At 33.1% G+C, this 20,382-nt stretch carries 16 protein-coding genes and 1 pseudogene; 9 read left to right on the top strand and 8 right to left on the bottom strand.

Going from position 1 to position 20,382, the window contains the following annotated elements; translation table 11 throughout:
- A complete protein-coding gene (locus BLV84_RS08200) occupies window positions 1–312 on the top strand; it encodes a hypothetical protein (protein WP_093244185.1) in 312 nt (103 codons plus the stop codon).
- Window positions 313–759, top strand: coding sequence for a hemerythrin domain-containing protein (locus tag BLV84_RS08195; RefSeq protein ID WP_093244184.1), 447 nt, complete (start codon window positions 313–315; stop codon window positions 757–759). It begins immediately after the preceding gene.
- A 32-nt stretch (window positions 760–791) separates the two neighbouring features.
- Here the strand turns inward: BLV84_RS08195 and BLV84_RS08190 are convergent, their stop codons facing one another.
- On the bottom strand, window positions 792–1,499 hold the full coding sequence (locus BLV84_RS08190; RefSeq protein WP_093244183.1) for a T9SS type A sorting domain-containing protein: 708 nt from the start codon (window positions 1,497–1,499) through the stop codon (window positions 792–794).
- Window positions 1,500–1,509: 10 nt separating this feature from the next.
- Window positions 1,510–4,338, bottom strand: coding sequence for a S8 family serine peptidase (locus BLV84_RS08185; RefSeq protein ID WP_093244182.1), 2,829 nt, complete (start codon window positions 4,336–4,338; stop codon window positions 1,510–1,512).
- 357 nt (window positions 4,339–4,695) lie between these two features.
- On the opposite strand from BLV84_RS08185, the gene BLV84_RS08180 reads away from it, so the two are divergent.
- Window positions 4,696–5,523 (top strand): hypothetical protein, encoded by an 828-nt coding sequence (locus tag BLV84_RS08180; protein WP_093244181.1) that lies wholly within the window; start codon window positions 4,696–4,698, stop codon window positions 5,521–5,523.
- A gap of 55 nt (window positions 5,524–5,578) precedes the next feature.
- Here the strand turns inward: BLV84_RS08180 and BLV84_RS12605 are convergent, their stop codons facing one another.
- On the bottom strand, window positions 5,579–6,133 hold the full coding sequence (locus BLV84_RS12605) for a porin family protein (protein WP_093244180.1): 555 nt from the start codon (window positions 6,131–6,133) through the stop codon (window positions 5,579–5,581).
- Window positions 6,124–6,354 (bottom strand): hypothetical protein, encoded by a 231-nt coding sequence (locus tag BLV84_RS08170; RefSeq protein WP_093244179.1) that lies wholly within the window; start codon window positions 6,352–6,354, stop codon window positions 6,124–6,126. Before BLV84_RS08170 ends, BLV84_RS12605 begins: the two co-directional genes overlap by 10 nt.
- A gap of 144 nt (window positions 6,355–6,498) precedes the next feature.
- On the opposite strand from BLV84_RS08170, the gene BLV84_RS08165 reads away from it, so the two are divergent.
- The 5 genes from BLV84_RS08165 to BLV84_RS08145 all read left to right on the top strand — a co-directional run bounded on the left by BLV84_RS08165 (window position 6,499) and on the right by BLV84_RS08145 (window position 13,725).
- Window positions 6,499–8,208, top strand: a complete 1,710-nt coding sequence (locus BLV84_RS08165; RefSeq protein ID WP_093244178.1) for a DUF885 domain-containing protein — start codon at window positions 6,499–6,501, stop codon at window positions 8,206–8,208.
- Between the two features lie 92 nt (window positions 8,209–8,300).
- Window positions 8,301–9,509, top strand: coding sequence for a M24 family metallopeptidase (locus BLV84_RS08160; RefSeq protein WP_093244177.1), 1,209 nt, complete (start codon window positions 8,301–8,303; stop codon window positions 9,507–9,509).
- Window positions 9,510–9,719: 210 nt separating this feature from the next.
- The gene (locus tag BLV84_RS08155) at window positions 9,720–10,583 is read left to right on the top strand and encodes a DUF808 domain-containing protein (RefSeq protein ID WP_093244176.1); all 864 of its coding nucleotides are present in this window, start codon (window positions 9,720–9,722) and stop codon (window positions 10,581–10,583) included.
- A 130-nt stretch (window positions 10,584–10,713) separates the two neighbouring features.
- Entirely contained in the window at window positions 10,714–12,966 is a 2,253-nt protein-coding gene (locus tag BLV84_RS08150; RefSeq protein ID WP_093244175.1) for an FUSC family protein, read from the top strand.
- A 234-nt stretch (window positions 12,967–13,200) separates the two neighbouring features.
- A complete protein-coding gene (locus BLV84_RS08145; protein ID WP_093244174.1) occupies window positions 13,201–13,725 on the top strand; it encodes a DUF4494 domain-containing protein in 525 nt (174 codons plus the stop codon).
- A gap of 168 nt (window positions 13,726–13,893) precedes the next feature.
- On the opposite strand, the gene BLV84_RS08140 is transcribed toward BLV84_RS08145, so the two are convergent.
- The 4 genes and pseudogenes from BLV84_RS08140 to BLV84_RS08125 all read right to left on the bottom strand — a co-directional run bounded on the left by BLV84_RS08140 (window position 13,894) and on the right by BLV84_RS08125 (window position 18,912).
- The gene (locus BLV84_RS08140; RefSeq protein ID WP_093244173.1) at window positions 13,894–14,901 is read right to left on the bottom strand and encodes a CNNM domain-containing protein; all 1,008 of its coding nucleotides are present in this window, start codon (window positions 14,899–14,901) and stop codon (window positions 13,894–13,896) included.
- Window positions 14,902–15,070: 169 nt separating this feature from the next.
- The gene (locus tag BLV84_RS08135; protein ID WP_093244172.1) at window positions 15,071–15,943 is read right to left on the bottom strand and encodes a universal stress protein; all 873 of its coding nucleotides are present in this window, start codon (window positions 15,941–15,943) and stop codon (window positions 15,071–15,073) included.
- 5 nt (window positions 15,944–15,948) lie between these two features.
- Window positions 15,949–17,538: pseudogene (locus tag BLV84_RS08130) on the bottom strand (BCCT family transporter).
- A gap of 153 nt (window positions 17,539–17,691) precedes the next feature.
- Window positions 17,692–18,912 (bottom strand): serine hydrolase domain-containing protein, encoded by a 1,221-nt coding sequence (locus tag BLV84_RS08125; protein ID WP_093244171.1) that lies wholly within the window; start codon window positions 18,910–18,912, stop codon window positions 17,692–17,694.
- A gap of 165 nt (window positions 18,913–19,077) precedes the next feature.
- Between BLV84_RS08125 and BLV84_RS08120 the strand changes: the two genes are divergently transcribed.
- The gene (locus BLV84_RS08120; protein WP_093244170.1) at window positions 19,078–20,322 is read left to right on the top strand and encodes a PQQ-dependent sugar dehydrogenase; all 1,245 of its coding nucleotides are present in this window, start codon (window positions 19,078–19,080) and stop codon (window positions 20,320–20,322) included.
- The last annotated feature ends 60 nt before the right edge of the window (window positions 20,323–20,382 follow it).

Below are 20,382 nucleotides of genomic sequence, written 5' to 3'. Positions count from 1 at the left end.
ATGGATTTAGTAAATAATATTATCGATTACTTTAAAAAACCAACAACAGAAAAAACTGAAGAATCTCCTAAAGGCACTTGTCCTGTCTGCTGGGGTCATCAACAATATGACCATAAAATAAGAAGGGTTTTTAAGGATAAGCAAATCGATGTCAACAATCACAGAGACAGTTATATGAAGGTTCAAAAATTTGTTGTTAAACATATTAATGGCATCAAATTAAAAGAAGGGAAAATTGAAAGCTGCCCTACATGTGGCGGGAATCATGGGAATAATAAAGAAGATAAAAACATTAAAGAATCTAGTAAATAAATGAAAGAACACACCGCTATTGAAAGTTTCAAAAATGAACATCAACACGGTTTACATTTTTGTTGGACGATACAAAAAGGCCTTCAGAAAGGAACCGACTTAAAAAGAATGCAGGCTTATGCTGAATCCTTTTATATCAATTATTTAGAAGATCATTTTCAATTTGAAGAAGAAATGGTTTTCCCTATTTTAGGAAATGAGAATGAATTAGTCAAAAAAGCAAAAAGAGAACATCGTCGCATTAAACGCTTGTTTTTTGACAGAGATAATCTTCTCAAATCATTGAGTTTACTTGAAGAGGAACTTTATTCTCTGATTAGATTTGAAGAGCATGAACTCTATGAGGCCGTTCTTAAAAAAGCAACTGACGAGCAATTGAAAAATATACAAAGCTCACATCAAATTTTAAAAGAAGAAGATTACCCTGATCCATTTTGGGAAGAATAAATAAAATTAGAAAATCTTATTAAAATCAAAATTTACTTTTTAATAATTTTCCTGATAAGTTCTCCTCTATCACTTTCTAATCTGACAAAATAAATACCAGACAATAGTTGTGAAATATCATAAATAGACTGACGCTCTTGAAAGCTTAAAACTTCTTTTCCGCCCATTGTCAAAATTTTTACCGACTTTATTTCATCCTTATGTTCTCCTTCAAGTTGAAAATTATCCTTAACTGGATTAGGATATAAATTTATCTCAATTTCTATTGGCTTATATAGAGATAAGTAGTTGTTACGGTAGACAGCCTGATTACCAATTGCACTTTCAATAGTCAGAATTATATCACTCCCTTGTTGATCAAACCAATAAGTGTAAACATGATTTTCTAAAGGAGGTTGATTAAATATAAATACTTGCTGGGTATAGTCGTTTTCAAATTGTTGATTTATTGTATTATTACATGATCCTAGCGTGCTAGTCGCAGTGACAGCATAAAAACTATTTGAAATTTCCGAATACTCAAACGTCGCCCAATAAGTATTGCAAACAGTTGTTTCAAAACCGCCATTTTCAAAAATGGCAGTTATTTCATTTATTTCACTATTAGGAGCTGGGCTTAAAACAGTTTGACCATCTATAACCAATTTTTCTAAATACCATGTATGGTCTTCTAGTGGAGTTACTTGTGCTAGACTGTTTAAACTTAACAAAAAAATAAATATTTTGAAAAATGTTTTCATGATTTTAGCTTTATTGAATGATTAGGTTTTTTGTCTCTACGTTTACCCCATCGCAAAAAAGTGCTACAACATAGCTTCCTGAAGTATAAGTTGAAACATCTATGTCTATATTAGAATCATTTAAATTAATGACATAATTATTGCTTTCTGCCGTTTGTATCGAGGTAATGCTAATGTATGCTGAAACTACTCCTTGAATTTGATAATCTATTTGAACTTGATCATTAGCAGGATTAGGGCTTATACTTGTCAATTGACCTAAATTATCGCTGTTTAATAAGGCGTAGTCCTTATGACCATCGCTATCTGCAATAATTTCTAGTTTATATTCTTGGGCTATGGGACTAGTAATAGTTAGTTGATCACCACTATGCAATAAAATTCCATTAGAGTCATACCAATAATAAGTCGCTGCTTCATTAATCTGATTAGCTTTTAAAATGATATCATTGTTGTTAAGTTCTCTTAATCCACCTGCAAGGAACTTTGCTCTAGAATCATCTCTTTGAACTTTATAAGTGAACCCTCCTAAACTTACATCTTTGGTTATATCGTATTGCTCAACATGTAAATTAAATTTTTCTTGACTGTCAACATTTTTAGCAAGGAAATTAATTTTTAATGTCAACAATCCTCCTTCATTTTCACCAAAATTCACATTTGACAATTGAGAATTGTTTCGAGTAAGTAATAAAGTTTGTTCTCCATCTTTTAAAATTATCATATGCTGCGATTCTCCACCACTTTCTTGCCAGCGTTGCCATAAAATATCATCTAATTCAATGCTTATTTCGGCTTGTTCCCATATCCTTGAATCTCTTATGCTGTTAGTGAAAAAATTAAAATTATAACTTCTAGCCTCTTCAGAGAACGAATTCCCCGCAGTGATGGTACCACTTATGTCCTCTGTAACATTTAACACAGTTGTATTTTTATAAGCTATATTATTATTGTTACGAGTATTAGTAGAAACATTTGTAACTTCGGGAAAGGTCATAGGGTCATCAAAAGTTTCAATCCTAGCCAAAAAACAGAACATCCATGGCTTGGTGAAATTCCCATTATTTTCGTAATCCTCAGGATCATGTGGATACCATTCAAATTGAATAATGGTAGATTCTCCTGGAGTTAAAACAGGTATGCCCTGATTGCCTATAATATCACCAATAGGTAGATTATTTTGCGTAGCTCCAGAGCTCCAAACTGCTGGCCAAAATTGTGATAAGCCTCCTTTAGCCCAATATAAGTTGAGGTTTTCTGTACCTAAGGAAGTTTCGCAACTGTTATTGGTTACTCGTACATAAACATATACGGGAGTTTGATTATTTACATAATGCAAATCTTCGTGTTCTTGTACTAAAAGACCATCGGGCTGGTTACGTACCCCAATATCAGGGCTGTCCCAAATAGGATCAGTATCGATATCTGGCTCAACACCGAAATCCTGATCTGAATTTTGCATCATTAAGTCTAAACCCGTACTAGGATTGGCTAAACATTTTGCCTGTAATACAGCTGCGTAAGCGTTGACGCGCCCAGCCCCTAATAAACCTACATAAGGTTGATTTTCTGGTATTTGGTATATATCTACAGCAGTATCCATTAAAATTTGTTTTACTTGATTTGGTGTAATAGTTGGGTTAGCTGAATACATTAGTGAAGCCACACCAGCTACTATAGGAGAAGCATACGAGGTACCTGTAAAGAAACCATAGCTGTTATTTTCCGTAGCACAAAGTATTGAATAACCAGGCGCCACAATATCTACTTTATCATTATGCGTATGAGTCTGACTAATATCATTTATCTTATGGTCATGTACATCTTTCCAATTATATTCTCCCCATTGATTCTCATTACCATATTTAAAAACATGACCTACTGAGCTTACTGAGATTACATGATTATAAGATGCAGGATAACAATAAGAATTATTAGCTCCGTATACTGGATGATTCCCACAATTATTACCATAAGTTCCATTACCTGATGCTGCAACAACGGTAACACCATAATCTTCAGTAATTTCTTGATATACATCTTCAAAATTAGAATGGTATGGCTCTTTAAGACTTATATTAATAACTTTTATATTATTTACACTTGAATTTTGCGCTAGAATAAAAGCCTGTTCTGTAGGATACAATATGCTATAATTATACTTTAATAGATGTAATTTAGTTTTATAACCTATGGAAGCGATACCTGTGTTATTGTTTGTCTCCGCTGCGATACAACTAGATACTCGTGTACCATGATGACCTCCCGACTGGTTTTGCTCATACCATAAAATATTATTGGATAAGTCTTCGTGTGTTACTTCAAAGTTACTATCAATTACTCCTACTACTGAGTTATTTCCTGTGGTTATATTCCATGCCTGATTTGCTTTTATCAACTCTAAATGAGAAAATGAATTGCGATATAAATTATTAACTATCGCATTCCCAGTGTCATAATCATTTGGTTCAGATAAATGTATGTTTTCAGCATTATTAACCACACTAAAAAAATCAACCGATTCAAAAACTGTTATATCTTGAGCTTTCAAATCAAAATTATCAAAACTCGTCCTAATACGAAAAATTCTTCTAATATGGTCTTGATTGGAATTTTTAAAAGGGTGTACTATAGCTTTGATATCGTGTGAGTTAAAAAAAGTATTTAATACTTCATTACTCGTATCTATGTGTAAAGTTCCATCTGTCTGCTCACTATAATTACTGAGGTTTATACCACTTTCTTTTGCTACTTTCACATAATAATCATACAGCAATTTTTCTTGACCCATAGTTACTGCACTAACTAAAACAAATAAACAAATAAGAATATTTTTCATAATTAAGTATTTTTAATGAAACATGTTAAAAGTATACTAAAAAATAATTATTGCATAACATAATTGACTTTTTTTAAAAAAATTAGTTATTGAAATTTGTTTTGAATATTAAATAGATATTTAAGAAGTCACTAACACTCAAACTTTTTGAAATATTACTGTTTCTATTACAGGAATAATGCTATTTAACATTTTAGATAAAACATACGAATCTAAAGGCCTGGATAATATCACTTCACTCTTCTTTTATGCTGTGATTCTCATAGAACTTTAAAAGAAGAGGATTATCCTGATCCTTTTTGGGAGTGAATCTCATGTAAAAGATTATATTTATAGCTTATTTTCAATAATGTAAGCATGAAATATTTGTCGCATATTCTATCTTTAATAGGAATACTTTTATTTTATTTCCTTGGTAAAACATACAAATCTAAAGGTCTGGGTGATATCACTTCCCTCTTTTTTTATGCAGGCATGATTATTTGTTTTATCAGTTTAATTATTTCTTTCCTAGCGCCTGCTTCATTTAATATTTTAAAAAAAATATTTTTAGGCTTAATGATTGGTGTTTTAAGTTTAGGTATTATCGTTTTTGCAATCATATTATTTGATAAATTTTCATCAGGAAAAAGAGTTAAGGAAAGAACGGCAGCAATAGAAGAACAAAAAAACCAATATGCAGAAATTGATGTTATAAAAAGTTTTCAACTTAAAAAAACGATAGACTCAACAAACTCAAATCATCAGAAAACTGCAATATTTCAAGTAGAAACAAATGATAAAAGCTTAATCAAAAAATGGAATATTCAAATTTTTGGTTTCTTAAAATCAGAAGCGCATGAATCAATTCTCAATTTAAAAGTGATAGAAAGTGATGTTATTCCTCTCAAAAATTCTTTAGAAATCAATACTTATCTCACAGAAAACCCTCTACAACTTCAACGCTTAAAGTCGAGCAATAAATATGAAAAGCCTCTTGAATATATCGTCTTATTAACAAATCCAGATGAGAAATATAATGAATTGAAGTTTAATGAAGGTTTCGCTTATACTTCTTTGAGCCAAAAAGAAGTTGAATTAAAAGATTCAATGCTAGCCTACATGCAAAGCAAAAATTATCATTTATTTCATCACCTAAAACTCAAATTAAATGAAAATCTATATTTAAAAGATTTGATAGAATGAGTCAATTTCGTACAAAATAAGCCAATGTTTTTTTATAAATATAGGTTTCTATTTACTAAAATTTATAAATCAAATTGGCATACAAATTTCGACCTGGTCTTGGTATATTATTCCAATCTGAATAGGTTGAATAATTTTCATCAAATAAATTCTCCCCTCCTATTTTCAAAATCATTCTTTGCTGATTGATATAAAATATTTGAGAGACCGCTAAATTAAAAATTGAATAAGCAGGTGTTTGATTTTCTCCAAACTCTGGACTAAAATCAGATTGTTTTAAAGCTCTTTCAACGGATGCATCAACATAAAAAGCAGACTTTCTAAACCTTAAACCTGCCGCAAAAGTCAGTGGTTGCACCAATGGCAAATTCATATTCTCATCATCTCTTCCCAATCTATAAATAGCTTTTCCTTTAACAGTAAAATTCTTTAAAAACTGATATTCTAAACTCAAATCACTACTCCACATCAAGGCATAAGGCAATTGCTCATAAACCTTCACACCATTGATATCGATGATTTCCTTTTTTGTCCATTCTTTCTCTAGATAATCTAGGACCTTGGTTAATCCGATTTCAGCTTGAGGTGTCCAAACTATTTTTAACGCCATTTATCAAAACGTTTCATGACCAACTCGCTAGCCTTGTAGTCTTCATCATCAGCTTGTGATAAACCAGTAGTTTTAATTTCTTCTTTTTCCTTCTCAGACATTTCATCCCACCAATCACCTTTTTCTTCCTCAAAAACAGATTTAAGTTTTTTTAAAATACTTTCATTTTCTGTTTGAAGTAAAAGATGTATCAATTCCAATTTTGTGGTTTCTATATCCATAATATTAACTGCAATACAACAAAGATCGTTTTTTTATCAATAAACATCATTTTAATTTGATTTCCCACCATCAACAAGACTTTAAGCCTTGTCATTTTTCACTTTAGAGAGAAAGCTTATCTTTATCAAAAATTATTTTTCTCTATGAAATTTCTTTTTTCATTCACACTTATTTTTTTGTTTTTCTATAATTCGTTTAGCCAAAAAACTTCGAGAAAATTCGAAAAGATTATTCAAAAAGTTGAGGAACGCCAAGCTTATGATTATACTCAATATCCTTTGGGTTTATACACAAAAGCGCACTATCAAAAAGAGGCTGAATTCGCTGAAAAACAATTAAAAAACCTAGCTCAAATAAATCCTGAAAAATTATCAGAAGATGAAAATATTTCTTTGAGATTATTAAAATTCAAACTACAAGAAAGAGTTGATTTTTATGAATATGAAGCATACCTTAATCCGTTATTGTCAGACTCTGGTTTTCATTTGAGCCTGACCTATCACGTTCGTGACCTAAACAATTATCAACAAGTTAGAAGCTATCTCGACAAACTCAACGCGATCCCAACTTATGTCGATCAGCATTTGGTTTTACTGAGAGAAGGTCTAAAAAAAGGAATTACACAACCTCGTGTTATTTTTGAAGGTTATGAATCAACATATAATGATCAGATTGTTGAAAACGCCAAAGAAAGTTATTATTACGAGCCTTTTGAAAATCTTCCAAAAACACTTTCTGAGAAACAAAAGGACTCAGTGCTTCAGGCAGCAGAAATTGCAATTCATAAAAATGTGATTCCACAATTTAAAAGAGTCAAAAACTTTTTTGAAAATGAATATTTACCAAAAACCCGAAAGAGTCTAGGTGTTTCTGAAACTCCTAACGGTCGTGATTATTACCAAAATAGACTTGATTACTACACAACTTTAAATTTATCTGCAGACGAAATTCATCAAATTGGTTTAAAAGAAGTGGCACGTATTAATTCAGAAATGAAAGAAATCATTTCTGAAGTCAACTTTGATGGCAGCTTTGATGAATTCATACATTTTTTGAGAACTGATCCGCAGTTTTATGCCACAACTGGCGAAGAACTTTTAAAGGAAGCTAGAGATATTGCTAAGCGTATTGATGCCAAATTACCAGCTTACTTCAAAACTTTACCAAGGAAACCTTATGGAGTTGCTAAAGTACCAGATGCCATTGCACCAAAATACACAACAGGACGCTACATCGGTGCTTCCAACGAAACTCAAGCTGGATTTTATTGGGTCAACACTTACAATTTGCCAAACCGACCGCTTTATGTTTTGCCGTCATTAACAGCGCATGAAGCTGTGCCTGGCCATCATTTACAAATTTCTCTAAACTCAGAGTTAGGTGATGACATCCCAAAATTCAGAAGAAATATTTACCTCTCCGCTTATGGTGAAGGTTGGGGTTTATATTCAGAATTTTTAGCTGAAGAAATGGGAATTTACAGAACGCCTTATGAGCTTTTTGGTAAACTCACCTACGAGCAATGGCGCGCATGTCGCTTGGTGATTGACACTGGTATTCATGCTAAAGGTTGGACACGTGAGCAAGCTGTTGATTATTTTAAGAAAAACACAGCTTTATCAATGCACAACATCAATACAGAAGTTGATCGCTATATTTCATGGCCAGGTCAAGCTGTTTCTTATAAAATGGGAGAAATCAAAATCAGAGAATTACGCACTAAAGCAGAGCAGGCTCTAGGAACGCAATTTGACATCCGAGATTTTCATGAAGTTATTTTAGGAGTAGGTACAGTCACACTTCCTATTTTAGAAGAGCGCGTTCATCAATATATTGAGAATTATCAAAAATAAAAATTTTCAAATTTTGTGAATTCACATTTTTATATTACAATATGAATAGATATCGCTGAAATTTTTCAGTATTTAAAACAAAAAATAACATTATGAACAGCAATAGAAAATACGGAATTGGCGGAAGCACACCAGAACATGAGCTTGCTCAATTAAAAGAACCAACAAATAAACCCGCACAGATCAATCAAAATGAATTTCAGAAAAGAATTGATAAAGCTGCAGCTGCCTTAAAAAGATATGATTTAGATGCACTTTACCTCAACGCTGGTGCCAATTTATATTATTTCACAAATACAGAATGGAATCCATCTGAGCGTTTGGTTGGCGCTATTTTATTTGCTGATGGGTCTTTGAAATATGTTGTGCCTAAATTTGAAATCGGGACTTTTAATGATTTCATCGGTATCAAAGGCGACTTCATTCCGTGGTCTGAACACGAATGTCCGATTTATAAAATTGCTGATGCGCTTGAGGCAAAAACACGTTTAGCCATTGATGATTCAACTCCATTTAATTTGGTTTCACGTTTTCAAAATCACGAGAAATTTGAAATTTCTACCGCAGAAGAGCTGATTAAAGATATCAGAATGCTAAAAAGTGATCTTGAAATTGCACATATTCAGTATGCGATGGATCTCACCATGCAAGTGCACAAAGCCACAGCAAGAATCTTGAAACCTGGTATCACAACAGCTGAAGTTGAAAGTTTTATCAACTCAGCGCATCAAAAACTAGGTATTGAAAGTGGTTCTTATTTCTGTATTGTTTTATTTGGTAAAGATTCAAGTTTTCCACACGGCGTCAAATCGCCTAAACCTCTTGAAGAAAACGACATTGTTTTAGTTGACACAGGTTGTCAATACAAAGGCTATTTATCAGATATCACGAGAACCTATATTTATGGTGATGCAACTGATAAAGAAAAGAAAATATGGGATAATGAAAAGTCAGCTCAATTAGCTGCTTTTGAAGCATCACAACTTGGCAAAACATGTGGCCACATTGATGATCAGGTGCGTGTGCAACTTGAAAAAGACGGACTTGGTCCTGATTATGATTTACCAGGATTGCCACACCGAACAGGTCACGGTATCGGACTCGAAATTCATGAGCATCCTTTTATTTTAAGAGGGAATGATATAGAAATCAAAGTTGGAATGGCCTTTAGTATTGAACCTATGATTGTTGTGCCAGACGAATTTGGTATACGTTTAGAAGATCATATTTATATGACAGAAAATGGCCCAAAATGGTTTACTGAACCTTCACATAGCATTGACAACCCATTTGGAGTCTAATACTAGAGTTTAAATTTTAGAAAATAATCAGAGAACAGTTATTTGTTAGTAAATAGCTGTTTTTTGTTTTTCTGTTACCTGTCGTCTGATATCAAATGTCAATTTTTACTAACTCTTAATCAATGACCAGAAAATTTTTACATCATATTTTAACGCAATAGAATCAAAAAACTTATTTTCGATCTTATATTTTAATAAAGAAACAATTTTATGGCTTCAGGGATTTTTGCAATTTTAGATGACATTGCCGCTTTAATGGATGATGTGGCCGTGATGAGCAAAGTTGCTGCTAAAAAAACAGCTGGTTTATTAGGTGATGATTTGGCGGTGAATGCAGAGAAAGCTTCAGGGTTTGTTTCAGCTCGTGAAATTCCTGTTTTATGGGCAATTACCAAAGGTTCATTGCTCAATAAGCTCATCATCTTGCCTATTGCTTTTTTATTGAGTGCCTTTATTCCTATTGCTATTACCGTTATTTTATTACTCGGCGGATTATACCTTGGTTACGAAGGTGCTGAAAAGATTTATCACTATTTCAAACCTCATCAGCATTCTAAAAAAGAAGAATTAAAAAAAGTTGAAACTAAAAAAGAGATTTTGGCAGTCGAGAAAGAACGCATCAAGTCAGCAATTGTCACCGACTTTATTCTTTCCGTAGAAATTGTCATTATTGCCTTAGGCGCGGTTGTTACTGCTGAGTTAAGCACACAGATTATTGTTGTGAGTATCATTGCTTTAATCGCTACTGTTGGTGTTTACGGTATTGTTGCGTTGATTGTCCGTATGGATGACGCAGGATACCAACTCATCGAAAAAAGTGAAAATTCAAATCAATTTAAAGCGAAATTTGGCCGACTTCTAGTTGCTGCTTTACCCAAAGTCATCAAAGGTTTATCTTTTATAGGAACGATTGCTTTACTTTTGGTTTCTGGTGGAATATTTGTTCATAACATCGATTTCTTTCATCATATTCTGACTTTTCTTCCTTCTATTTTAAAAGAATTTCTTGTTGGTGGTATTATTGGCTTTCTTGTGTTAGGTGTTATTTCAGGTGCAAAAAAGATAATCAATTGATCTGAAGATTATCAATTTATAAATGAAGTTTTTCTTTTTCAAAAAGATAATCCAGCCATCTTTTTTAAGATTTTGAGTTTTAAAAAATTAACTCTATAATTAGCATACCTTTGTCCTATCAAAATCATTTATGAATAAAAGCAAACGCACAAAAGTTGAATTGTTTTTGAGAAGCTCACATTTCTTTAGAGCAGTCGTTTTAACATCATCTGTGCTTATTCCTGTCTTACTTTTTAACCTCATCGGACTCATGAGTTTTGTACCGTCTTTTGTGATAGGTACTTTTCTTAATGCGCCTAGTGATATTCCTGGTAGTTTAAGAAGAAAAGTGAATGGAATTTTAATCAGTATTGGACTCACAATGCTGATTACCGTTTTAATTTTATACGCTAAAAATAATTTTAGTATCGCTCTTATTTTAATCGGTTTAATCAGTTTTTCTCTATCTTTTTTATCGGCTTACGGCTTTAGAGGTGCATTACTCGCCTTCTCAAGTTTATTAGCCATGGTGCTTGCTTTTGCGCTAGGTGAAATGACTTCAGTAGAAATATGGACGCATATTTTATTTATGGGACTCGGTGGATTGTGGTATCTTTTTTCTTCAATCAGCTTTCACAAAATTATTCCGAATAAGGATGAAAATCAACTTTTGTCAGAAACACTAGAACTCACTGGTGATTATCTTGAAGTGCGTGCCAGATTACTTAAAGCGTCAAAAGACAGAGAAAGCGACATCAAAAAAACCTTTGTTTTACAATCTCAAATCAACGAAAAACACGAAACATTAAGAGAGCTCTTATTAACGAACAGGAAAAGATCAGGACGTTCACATTTTGATGAGAAAAGATTACTCTTATTTATTTCATTAATCGATATTTTTGAAATGATTGTGGGAAACACTTGGGATTATGAAAAGTTTGATAACCTCTTTGGTGAAAATAATAAGCATTTAGAAAAATTCAGCGAACTCAATCTCGCAATGAATGATCAATTGAAAGAACTCTCTAAAATATTGATCACTAAATCTGAAATTCCTAATAAAGAAAATTTAGAGACGGCGTTGGTCAATGCTTACGATTCCATTTCAGCTTACATTGAAAAATATAAATTACCTCAAGCAAGAGAAGGCGCGTTAATCATGCGAAACCTATATGATTATCAAAAACAAATTTTACAAGAGGTTAATGCTATTCGTTATGCTTTAGCAGATATGACTCTATCTTCTAAACTCAATCTTAAGAAAGAAGAAGCAAAGCAATTTTTAACGCTTCAAGAATATACACCTCAAATCGTCATGCAGCATTTTACTTATAATTCTGTTATCTTCAGGCATGCTTTGAGGCTAACAATAGCCTTATGTTTTGCTTTTGTTTTAGGTAATTTATTAGAGATCCAAAACTCATATTGGATTATGCTAACAATTTTAGTGATTCTGCGTCCTAACTATGGCTTGACCAGAGAACGAGCAAAAGACAGAATTATAGGCACTATCATTGGAGGAAGTATTGCTTTCGGGATTGTATTGCTCACCCAAAACACTATCATTTACGCAATTCTGATTGTAAGTTCACTCATTTTAGCTTTCTCTTTAATGCAACGTAATTACCGCTGGGCAGCGGCATTTATCACCTTAAACATTGTATTTGTTTATTCATTTATACATCCGGATTCAGTTTCGGTTATTCAATACCGTGTGATCGACACTATCATAGGTGGTGTTATTGCTTTTGCAGCAGTTTATCTACTTTTTCCTAGTTGGGAAGTTTTAAATTTAAAAAGTGTTTTATTAAAAGCTATTAAAAAAAATAGTGCTTATTTGGAAGCTACACAAGAGCTTTATCAAGACAAAGAAAATAATCAATTAAAATATAAACTTGCTCGTAAAGAAGCTTTTTTGGCATTGAGTGAACTCAGTGCTGCCTTTCAAAGATTTACGCAAGATCCAAAATCTAAACAAACTGAATTTAGATTAATCTATGAGATTGTAACGCTTAATCAAACGATTCTATCCGCAATTGCTTCATTAGGAAGTTTTGTAAATAATTATGAAACGACAGAAAAATCCATAGAAACAAAAGCGATATTTTCAAAAATCTTGAACACTTTATCTCAAACGGTAAAATCTATAGATAAGTCTCATGAATATGAAGTTCAACCACATGGAGATATAAAGGAAGCGAAGCAAAAATTGATAAATACCTATCAGTTTTTATCTGATGAACGCGATGAAAACATACAAGCAGGTTTTACAAAAATCGAGAAAGAAAAACTACATCAGTTACAAGAAGCACACCTTATCAGCAATCAATTAATTTGGCTTGTTTCACTTTCTCACAACCTCAAAAAAGCGATACAAAGTTATCAGAAACAGTTTATTCGATAAGTTGATTGTCTGTTCTCAGTAAATTATTGTTTATAATATCGAATTTGATTTCTATTTTGACTCTTCAAAACCTAATAATTGCGAATATGTATCATTAAACTCACTACTCAAACCTCGGAACTCAAAAACTATTTCAGCTTTCTATCGCCAAAAACTAAATTGTGGATATCTATTTTTGAAATAGGTTTGTAGGCTGATTATAAATTCTATTTTTGACCTCCTAAAAAAAATGTTATGAGCGTAATTTGGTATGAATGTAAGGTGAAATACAGAAAAACACATGAAACTGGTGAAAAGAAAATATCAACTGACACCTATCTACTTGATGCCGTTTCTTTTACTGAAGCTGAAGCAAGACTGAATGAAGAAATGAAAACATTGACTGAAGAAGAGTTCAGAATCATGAATATTAAAGTCGCTAACTTTTCTGAAGTTCACCCATTTGATAACTCCGATCGTTGGTTTAAAGTGAAAGTTTCTCTTGTGACGATTGATGAAAGAAGCGGAAAAGAGAAAAAGTCTAACACTTATCTTTTAGTACAAGCTAATGATGTGAAGGAAGCTTATGAAAATACCACAAAAGCGATGGCAGAAACAATGGGAGATTATGCAATACCTGCAATAAACGAATCGCCTATTTTAGATGTTTTTCCATACTTTACAGGTGAAGAAGAACAACTCGAAAAGTTTAACGTCATAGAAAACGATGATCAATCTGAAACTGAAAAGCAAGAATTAGTTGAGGAAGAAGCTGAATAAAAAGTTTTTAGTTCACTAAAGTTCTTAAACTCAAAAAGCATCTGAAATCCAGATGCTTTTTTTATTAATTATATATTGATTTAAATGTGCTTGAGTAAAATAATGACAATTTTATTTTTCTTTGTCATTATCACCTCCTAAAAGTTGATATTTTTTTTGTTTTTCTTTCTACCTCTTCATAGCGTACTTTTGCATATCCTCAATTTTATCTTTTTCATCAAGAATTTCAAAACCTAAGAGCGTCTCGATAATATCTTCAAGAGTTGCAATTCCGTCCATGCCTCCATATTCATCGATGATAAGAGAGATATGCTCTTTCTTTTGTAACTGAACCTCCCATGCGTCAAACAAAGTAATGTTTCTAGAAAAAACAACAATTTCTCTCTTGATATCCCTTAATCTTAAATTAAATTGATCTTCAGCTAATTTTTCAAACACCAACTCTCTAAAAACATAACCAGTAATATTCTCTCGAGTATCTTTGTATATTGGTATTCTTGAGAAATGTAAAAAATCTTTATTCTCTAAAAATTCTTTTAAGGTCATATTTTCATCCGCAGTCACCGCAACTGTTCTTGGCGTCATCACTGAGTTTATTGTTAAGCTTTTTAACTTGATAAGGTTTTGAATAATTTTATTTTCTTTATCTGCAAAAACACCTTCTTGAGCGCCAATGCTGGCCAATGCCGAAACCTCTTCTCTACTTGTTGAAAATTGAGGTTTATCTCTTGATAACATTTTAGTTATGACAGAAGAAAGAAGAACTAAAGGATATGTCAGAAATATTGAAATCTTAATCACTTTAGCTGAGAAGCCAACTAATTCTCTGCTAAAGTTTGCACCTAAGGTTTTTGGTATAATTTCAGTAAGTACTAATATTAGAAATGTTAGAATTGCAGATACCAGACCAAAATAAGCCTCACCAAAAACAACAGTTGCTTGCGCGCCAACACCAGCAGCACCAACAGTGTGAGCCACTGTATTTAATGATAAAATAGCAGATAAAGGTTTGTCGATGTTATCTTTCAATTCAATCATTTTATCAGCACTTTTATCACCAGATTCAGATTTTGTCTTTAAATATGAAAGTGGAACTGAAAGTAAAACTGCCTCCATTATTGAACAAAGAAATGAGATAAATATTGCAATAAAAAGGTATAAAAGGAGTAATCCCATAATTGAGTTTTGTATAAAATATTTTTTTGAAATTACATAATTGACTTCAAAAACCTAACTTCATGAAACTATTATCAACTAAATTGAAATTTCATGAAATTTTGGTGAGTAAATATCTAATTTAGTTTCAAAACTCAACAACGCTATAACAATAAATTAAGTTTAATTTTTAAGCTTTTGAAGGCTTAATAAATAGTAAAGCAATATTTGTCGGACGTATCAATATTTCATTTGCAACACTCCCGATGAAAAGATCTTTTATCATCGAATCACTTTTGATACCAAGAATCATGACTTCAGCATTTTCAGCTTCAGCATAATTGTTTAATGAAGTTGCAATGCCTTCTTCATGAGATGAGATCACTTTTAACGGCTTCAATTCAGAGAATTCTTTTGTCCATTTTCTCTCTTTAGCCAATCGATCCTCTTGGGTGATTTGATCTATTTCTTTTTGAGGCATTAATGGATAGTAAAATATTTTTGAAACATGAACTGGTAACTTGACAATAGTCTCACCTAACCGATTTGTTTCAAATTTGTTTGACCAATCAACAATTCCTTTGGTGTATTTTGAAAAAGTAATCGCTTCAACAACTGATTTAATAGGCGTTTTAAAGGTTTCAGGAACAAGCATCACTGGTGAAGGAAACAATCTGACGAGTTTGTTTGTCAGGGCTCCATTTCCACGTAAATTTTGTTTATTTCCAAGTATCAGCAAATCATATCGTTGTTTTTCAGAGATATTTGAAAAGCTTGTTTCAGAAAATCGATCTGAAGTAACCGCCACGTCAAATGCATAATTTAATCCGGAAGATTTAATGTCTCTTGTTATTTTTGTTTTAACCTTTCTTCTGATTTCATCTAATTTATCAGTCGACAACATTCCTGATGGTAATTCTGTCACTTTGATATTGTGTAAAAAAGTAATTTTATCAAAGTCTAAAATCTGCTCTAGCGTGTTGATATAGCTCAAAAGGTGATGGTCCATTTGTGACAAGTCCAAACCTACCAATATTCTTAAGGGTGCTTTAGTTATTTCCATAATTATCAGTTTTGCTGTTCTTCTTCAACAATTTTATTGATTCTTTCTCTATAGCTTTCTTCCTGCTTAGCATTCAGCGCTTTTTGGTTTTTTTCGTACTCTTCTTTTAAACCTTTTAACAGGCTATAACAAAGTAAAAGAAGTACAATTGAAAAAGGTAAACCTATGGCAATAACACCCGTTTGCAAAGCACCAAGTCCGCCACTTAATAAAAGAACGATAGCCACTGCGCCTTGCATAAATGACCAAAAAACACGCTGCCATACTGGCGTATTTTCTCCTTCAGTACCAGCTGTAATAGTATTGATAACCAAAGATCCTGAATCTGATGAAGTAATAAAGAAAGAAAAAACCAAAATAATTGCCAATAATGAGGTCACTTCTACTAAAGGAAAATTTTCAAGGAAAATAAACAGTGAAGATGTCATATCTTCCTGTACAGCTTCTAACATTGAAGCATCACCACCTACAATCATATCAAGTGCGCTACCTCCAAAAGCATTCATCCAGAAAATTACAATCACTGTCGGCACAATAATCACACCTGAGAGAAATTCACTCACAGTTCGACCCCTTGAGATTTGAGCGATAAAAGTCCCTACAAAAGGAGACCATGCAATCCACCAACCTCAATAAAAAATCGTCCAATCATTTTGCCGATTCGTGTCTTTATACATTTCATTCCAGGTGGCAATCGCAGGTAAATTTGCTAAATATGAACCTGTATTTTCAACAAAACCCTTCATAATTGATAATGTAGGTCCTAACAAAAAAACGAAAGTCACTAAAAGTAAAGCCATATACATATTTGCTGAACTCAACCTTTTAACACCTTTATCAACACCTAGAAAAACTGAAACAGTGGCGACAGAGATCACGGCGAGAATGATGATAATTTGCATTTCGGGTGTGACATCCCAACCGTAAAGTAATTCCAAACCAGTTGAGACTTGCATCACACCTAAGCCTAGTGTTGTTGCCAAACCAAAAACAGTTGCCAAAGCTGAAATAACATCAATTGCGTCTCCCCAACCACCATTAATTTTGTCACCCATAAAAGGATAAAATGCAGATCTAAATGTCATCGGTAACTTTTTGTTATAGGCAAAAAAGGCTAGAGCCAAACCGACTAAAGCATAAATTGCCCACACATGTAAACCGTAATGAAGACTGGTAAAATTCATGGCTTGTTTAGCTCTTTCAAGATTATTAGCAACATCAAGCGGTGGCGTTCCGTAATGAGTCACTGGTTCACCTATACTGTAAAACATCAATCCGATTCCCATCCCTGCACTAAACAACATTGCAAACCAAGAAGTTTTACTGTAAGCAGGTCTTGCATCAGCACCTCCAAGCCGTATTTTTCCATATTTTGAAAAAGCCAGATAGATTGAAAAAACAAGAATAATATTAACTGCAAGAACAAATAACCAACCAAAACTATTTGATGACCAAAATTTGAAAGCTGTTAATTTTTCATCCATTGCTTCTGGGAAAACAACTCCAAAAAATATAAGGATAAGAATGAGTGCAATCGAAACAAAAAAGACAGTTTTATTGGCGACAAAGTTTTTCCTTCTAATAACTTTAGACATAAATTTATTTTAAATTAAATCTCGTTTTTTGAATAATATTTTCTAGAATGATTTTTAAAAGCAATCAAGCATAAAAGACAAAACTAAAGAAAATCAAGGATTCTAAAGTGCTTCTTAAAACTGATTTGAATGAAAATTGACAAACTAATTTTGCTACTCTACAACCTTCTCAACTGCTTTAATAAATTCCAACCTTTCTTTGACAAGCTCTTTTGAACTCGCTTTTGGCCAAGCTGCCACTTGTGCTATCACAAGATTTTGATCTGGGTTAACGTAAAGCATTTGTCCGAAGATACCAACGGCAGCATAACTTCCATTTTTAAATCGCCACCATAAATAACCATAGCCTCCACCCTGCTCATCTGTTTGCTGTAAAAGTGAAGTTGCATCTGCCATCCATTCTTCTGAAAGAAGACGCATCTCATCTCGCTGACCTTTATTCAGCATCAAATGCCCTAATCGCGCATAATCCCTCAAACTTGCTGAGAGTCCGCTTCCACCAATATTTAAATTGCTACACTCATCTGCGAGCCAATAAGCGCAATGCTCCATTCCCCAAGGTTTCCAAATCTTTTCTGAAAGATATTCAGCTAAACTTTTGCCAGTCGCTTTTTGAATTAAAATACCGACCAAATCAGTTTCACCTGTGCTATAATTCCAATGTGTGCCTGGCTTATGTTCGAATTCTAAAGATTTCATATAAGTCAAAATATGCGACTCATCGCCAACACAAGGATTCTGATACATTTGAGCCACATCAGAGTTAGGATCTTCATAATCTTCACTCCAGCCAATCCCTGATGTCATGGTTAATAATTGCCTAACGCTCACTTCACCATAGTCGTAACCTTCAAATTCATGAATATATTTTTTCAAATGATCATCAAGGCTTTTGATATCTCCTTCTTTTAAAGCAACACCTAAAAGCATTGACGACACAGATTTTGCCATTGAAAAAGATGTCCATAATGTTTTTTCGTCAACATTTTCGGCATATTTCTCTAATCGAATTTCTTCATCCTTTAAAACAATAACACCTGCGATATGATTTTCACTCATATAAGTATTTAGTGTTGTTCCATCTTCCCATTCAGGTTGGACTTCTTTAGAGTTCTCTAAATTCAGTATATTTTTATGGGCCTTAACTTCAAGACTTGGGTAAATGCCATACATCATCGGAAAGCGGCGTTCTTTTTCTTTTTGTGACCAAAAGAGTAAGCTTTCAAGTTTTTGCCCCATCGTTTCGCCTGGGATGTTTTCTCTTTCTTTTCTAATAAAATCCTCATCAAAACTTCTGCATTCTTGCGCTTGTATCGCAATGCTTTGTATGATTAGAAATAAGATGAGAATTAAGTTTTTGTTAGAATTAAACATGACTTTGAATTTATAGTAAATGTAATTGCAAATATAACGAAGCTTAAAGGAACCCTGATGAGGTCAAACTAATGAGACGTTTTTAATAAGTTTATCTTAATAAAACAGGTCTCAGCCTTAATTATTTATAAAATATAATAAGTTTGTTATAAAATAGGCTTTATTATGAAATCAATTTTACCAGCAACAATCATCGCTTTAACCTTATTATCATGCGGAAACAACAGCAAATCATCAGCACAAAAAACAACTGATCAAGAAAAAGAATCACAAAATTTGCCTCCTGTAGAAACAGAGAAAGCAAACACAGATTTTCAACCAGCTTTTGAAGGGCAAACCAGAATTTCTGGTGTCAAAACTTCAACAGCTTATGAGACCAAAATAATCACAAAATCTTTAGATGAACCTTGGGGTATCACAGAATTGCCTGATGCTCGACTTTTGATCACTGAAAACGAAGGTTATATGCGCATTGTAAATCCTGAAAATGGAAAGATTAGTGAAAAAATTCAAGGCATTCCCGAAGTTGATAATAGAGGTCAAGGCGGTTTGCTAGGCTTGACATTATCTCCAGATTTTGAAGAAGATCACATGATTTACTGGGTTTTTTCTGAAAAAGTTGAAGATGGCAATCATACTGCCGTTGCTAAAGGGAAGCTGTCTGAAGATGAGAAAAAGCTTGAGAATGTCAAAATCATTTATCGCGCATCGCCTACTTATGATGGAAAATTACATTACGGAGGTCGCGTTATTTTTGATAAAAAAGGAAATTTATTTGTGAGTATTGGCGAACGTTCTGATAAAGTGACGCGCGTTAAAGCGCAAGATTTAAATACCTCTTTTGGTAAAATAATTCATATCACCACTGAAGGTAAGCCTGTTGATGGCAATCCTTTCATCAATAAAGATGAAGCCCGTCCTGAAATATATAGCTACGGACATCGTAACCCACAAGGTTTGGCTTTTCATCCAGAAACTGGAGAGCTTTGGAGTAATGAGTTTGGCCCACGCGGCGGAGATGAACTCAACCTAATTGAAGCTGGTAATAATTATGGCTGGCCAGTCATTACTTATGGTATTGAGTATCGCGGTGACAAAATTGGCGACCCGGTGATTCAGCAAAAAGAAGGCATGGAACAGCCTGTTTACTATTGGGATCCTGTGCTTTCACCAAGTGGGATGACATTTTATGTTAGTGATCAAATTCCTGAATGGAAAAACAATTTATTCATCGCCGGTTTAAGCAGTCAGCACATCGCAAGATTGGTGATTGAAAACAATAAAGTAATTGGTGAAGAACGCCTTTTAGAAGATGAAGATGAACGTTTTAGAGATATTACGCAATCAAAAAATGGCGCTTTATTTACAATAACCGATAGTGGAAAACTTTATAAAATTAGCAAGAAATAATATAGGACTTATACTTCCTCAAACAACTGCTGTCAGACATCTTAACAGCAGTTGTTTCGT

It is taken from the genome of Psychroflexus halocasei (genome assembly GCF_900107595.1).
In the GTDB taxonomy this organism is placed as follows: Bacteria; Bacteroidota; Bacteroidia; order Flavobacteriales; family Flavobacteriaceae; genus Psychroflexus; species Psychroflexus halocasei.
The sequence above is the reverse complement of the archived record's forward strand: the minus strand, read 5'-3'. Positions and strand labels throughout refer to the sequence as shown.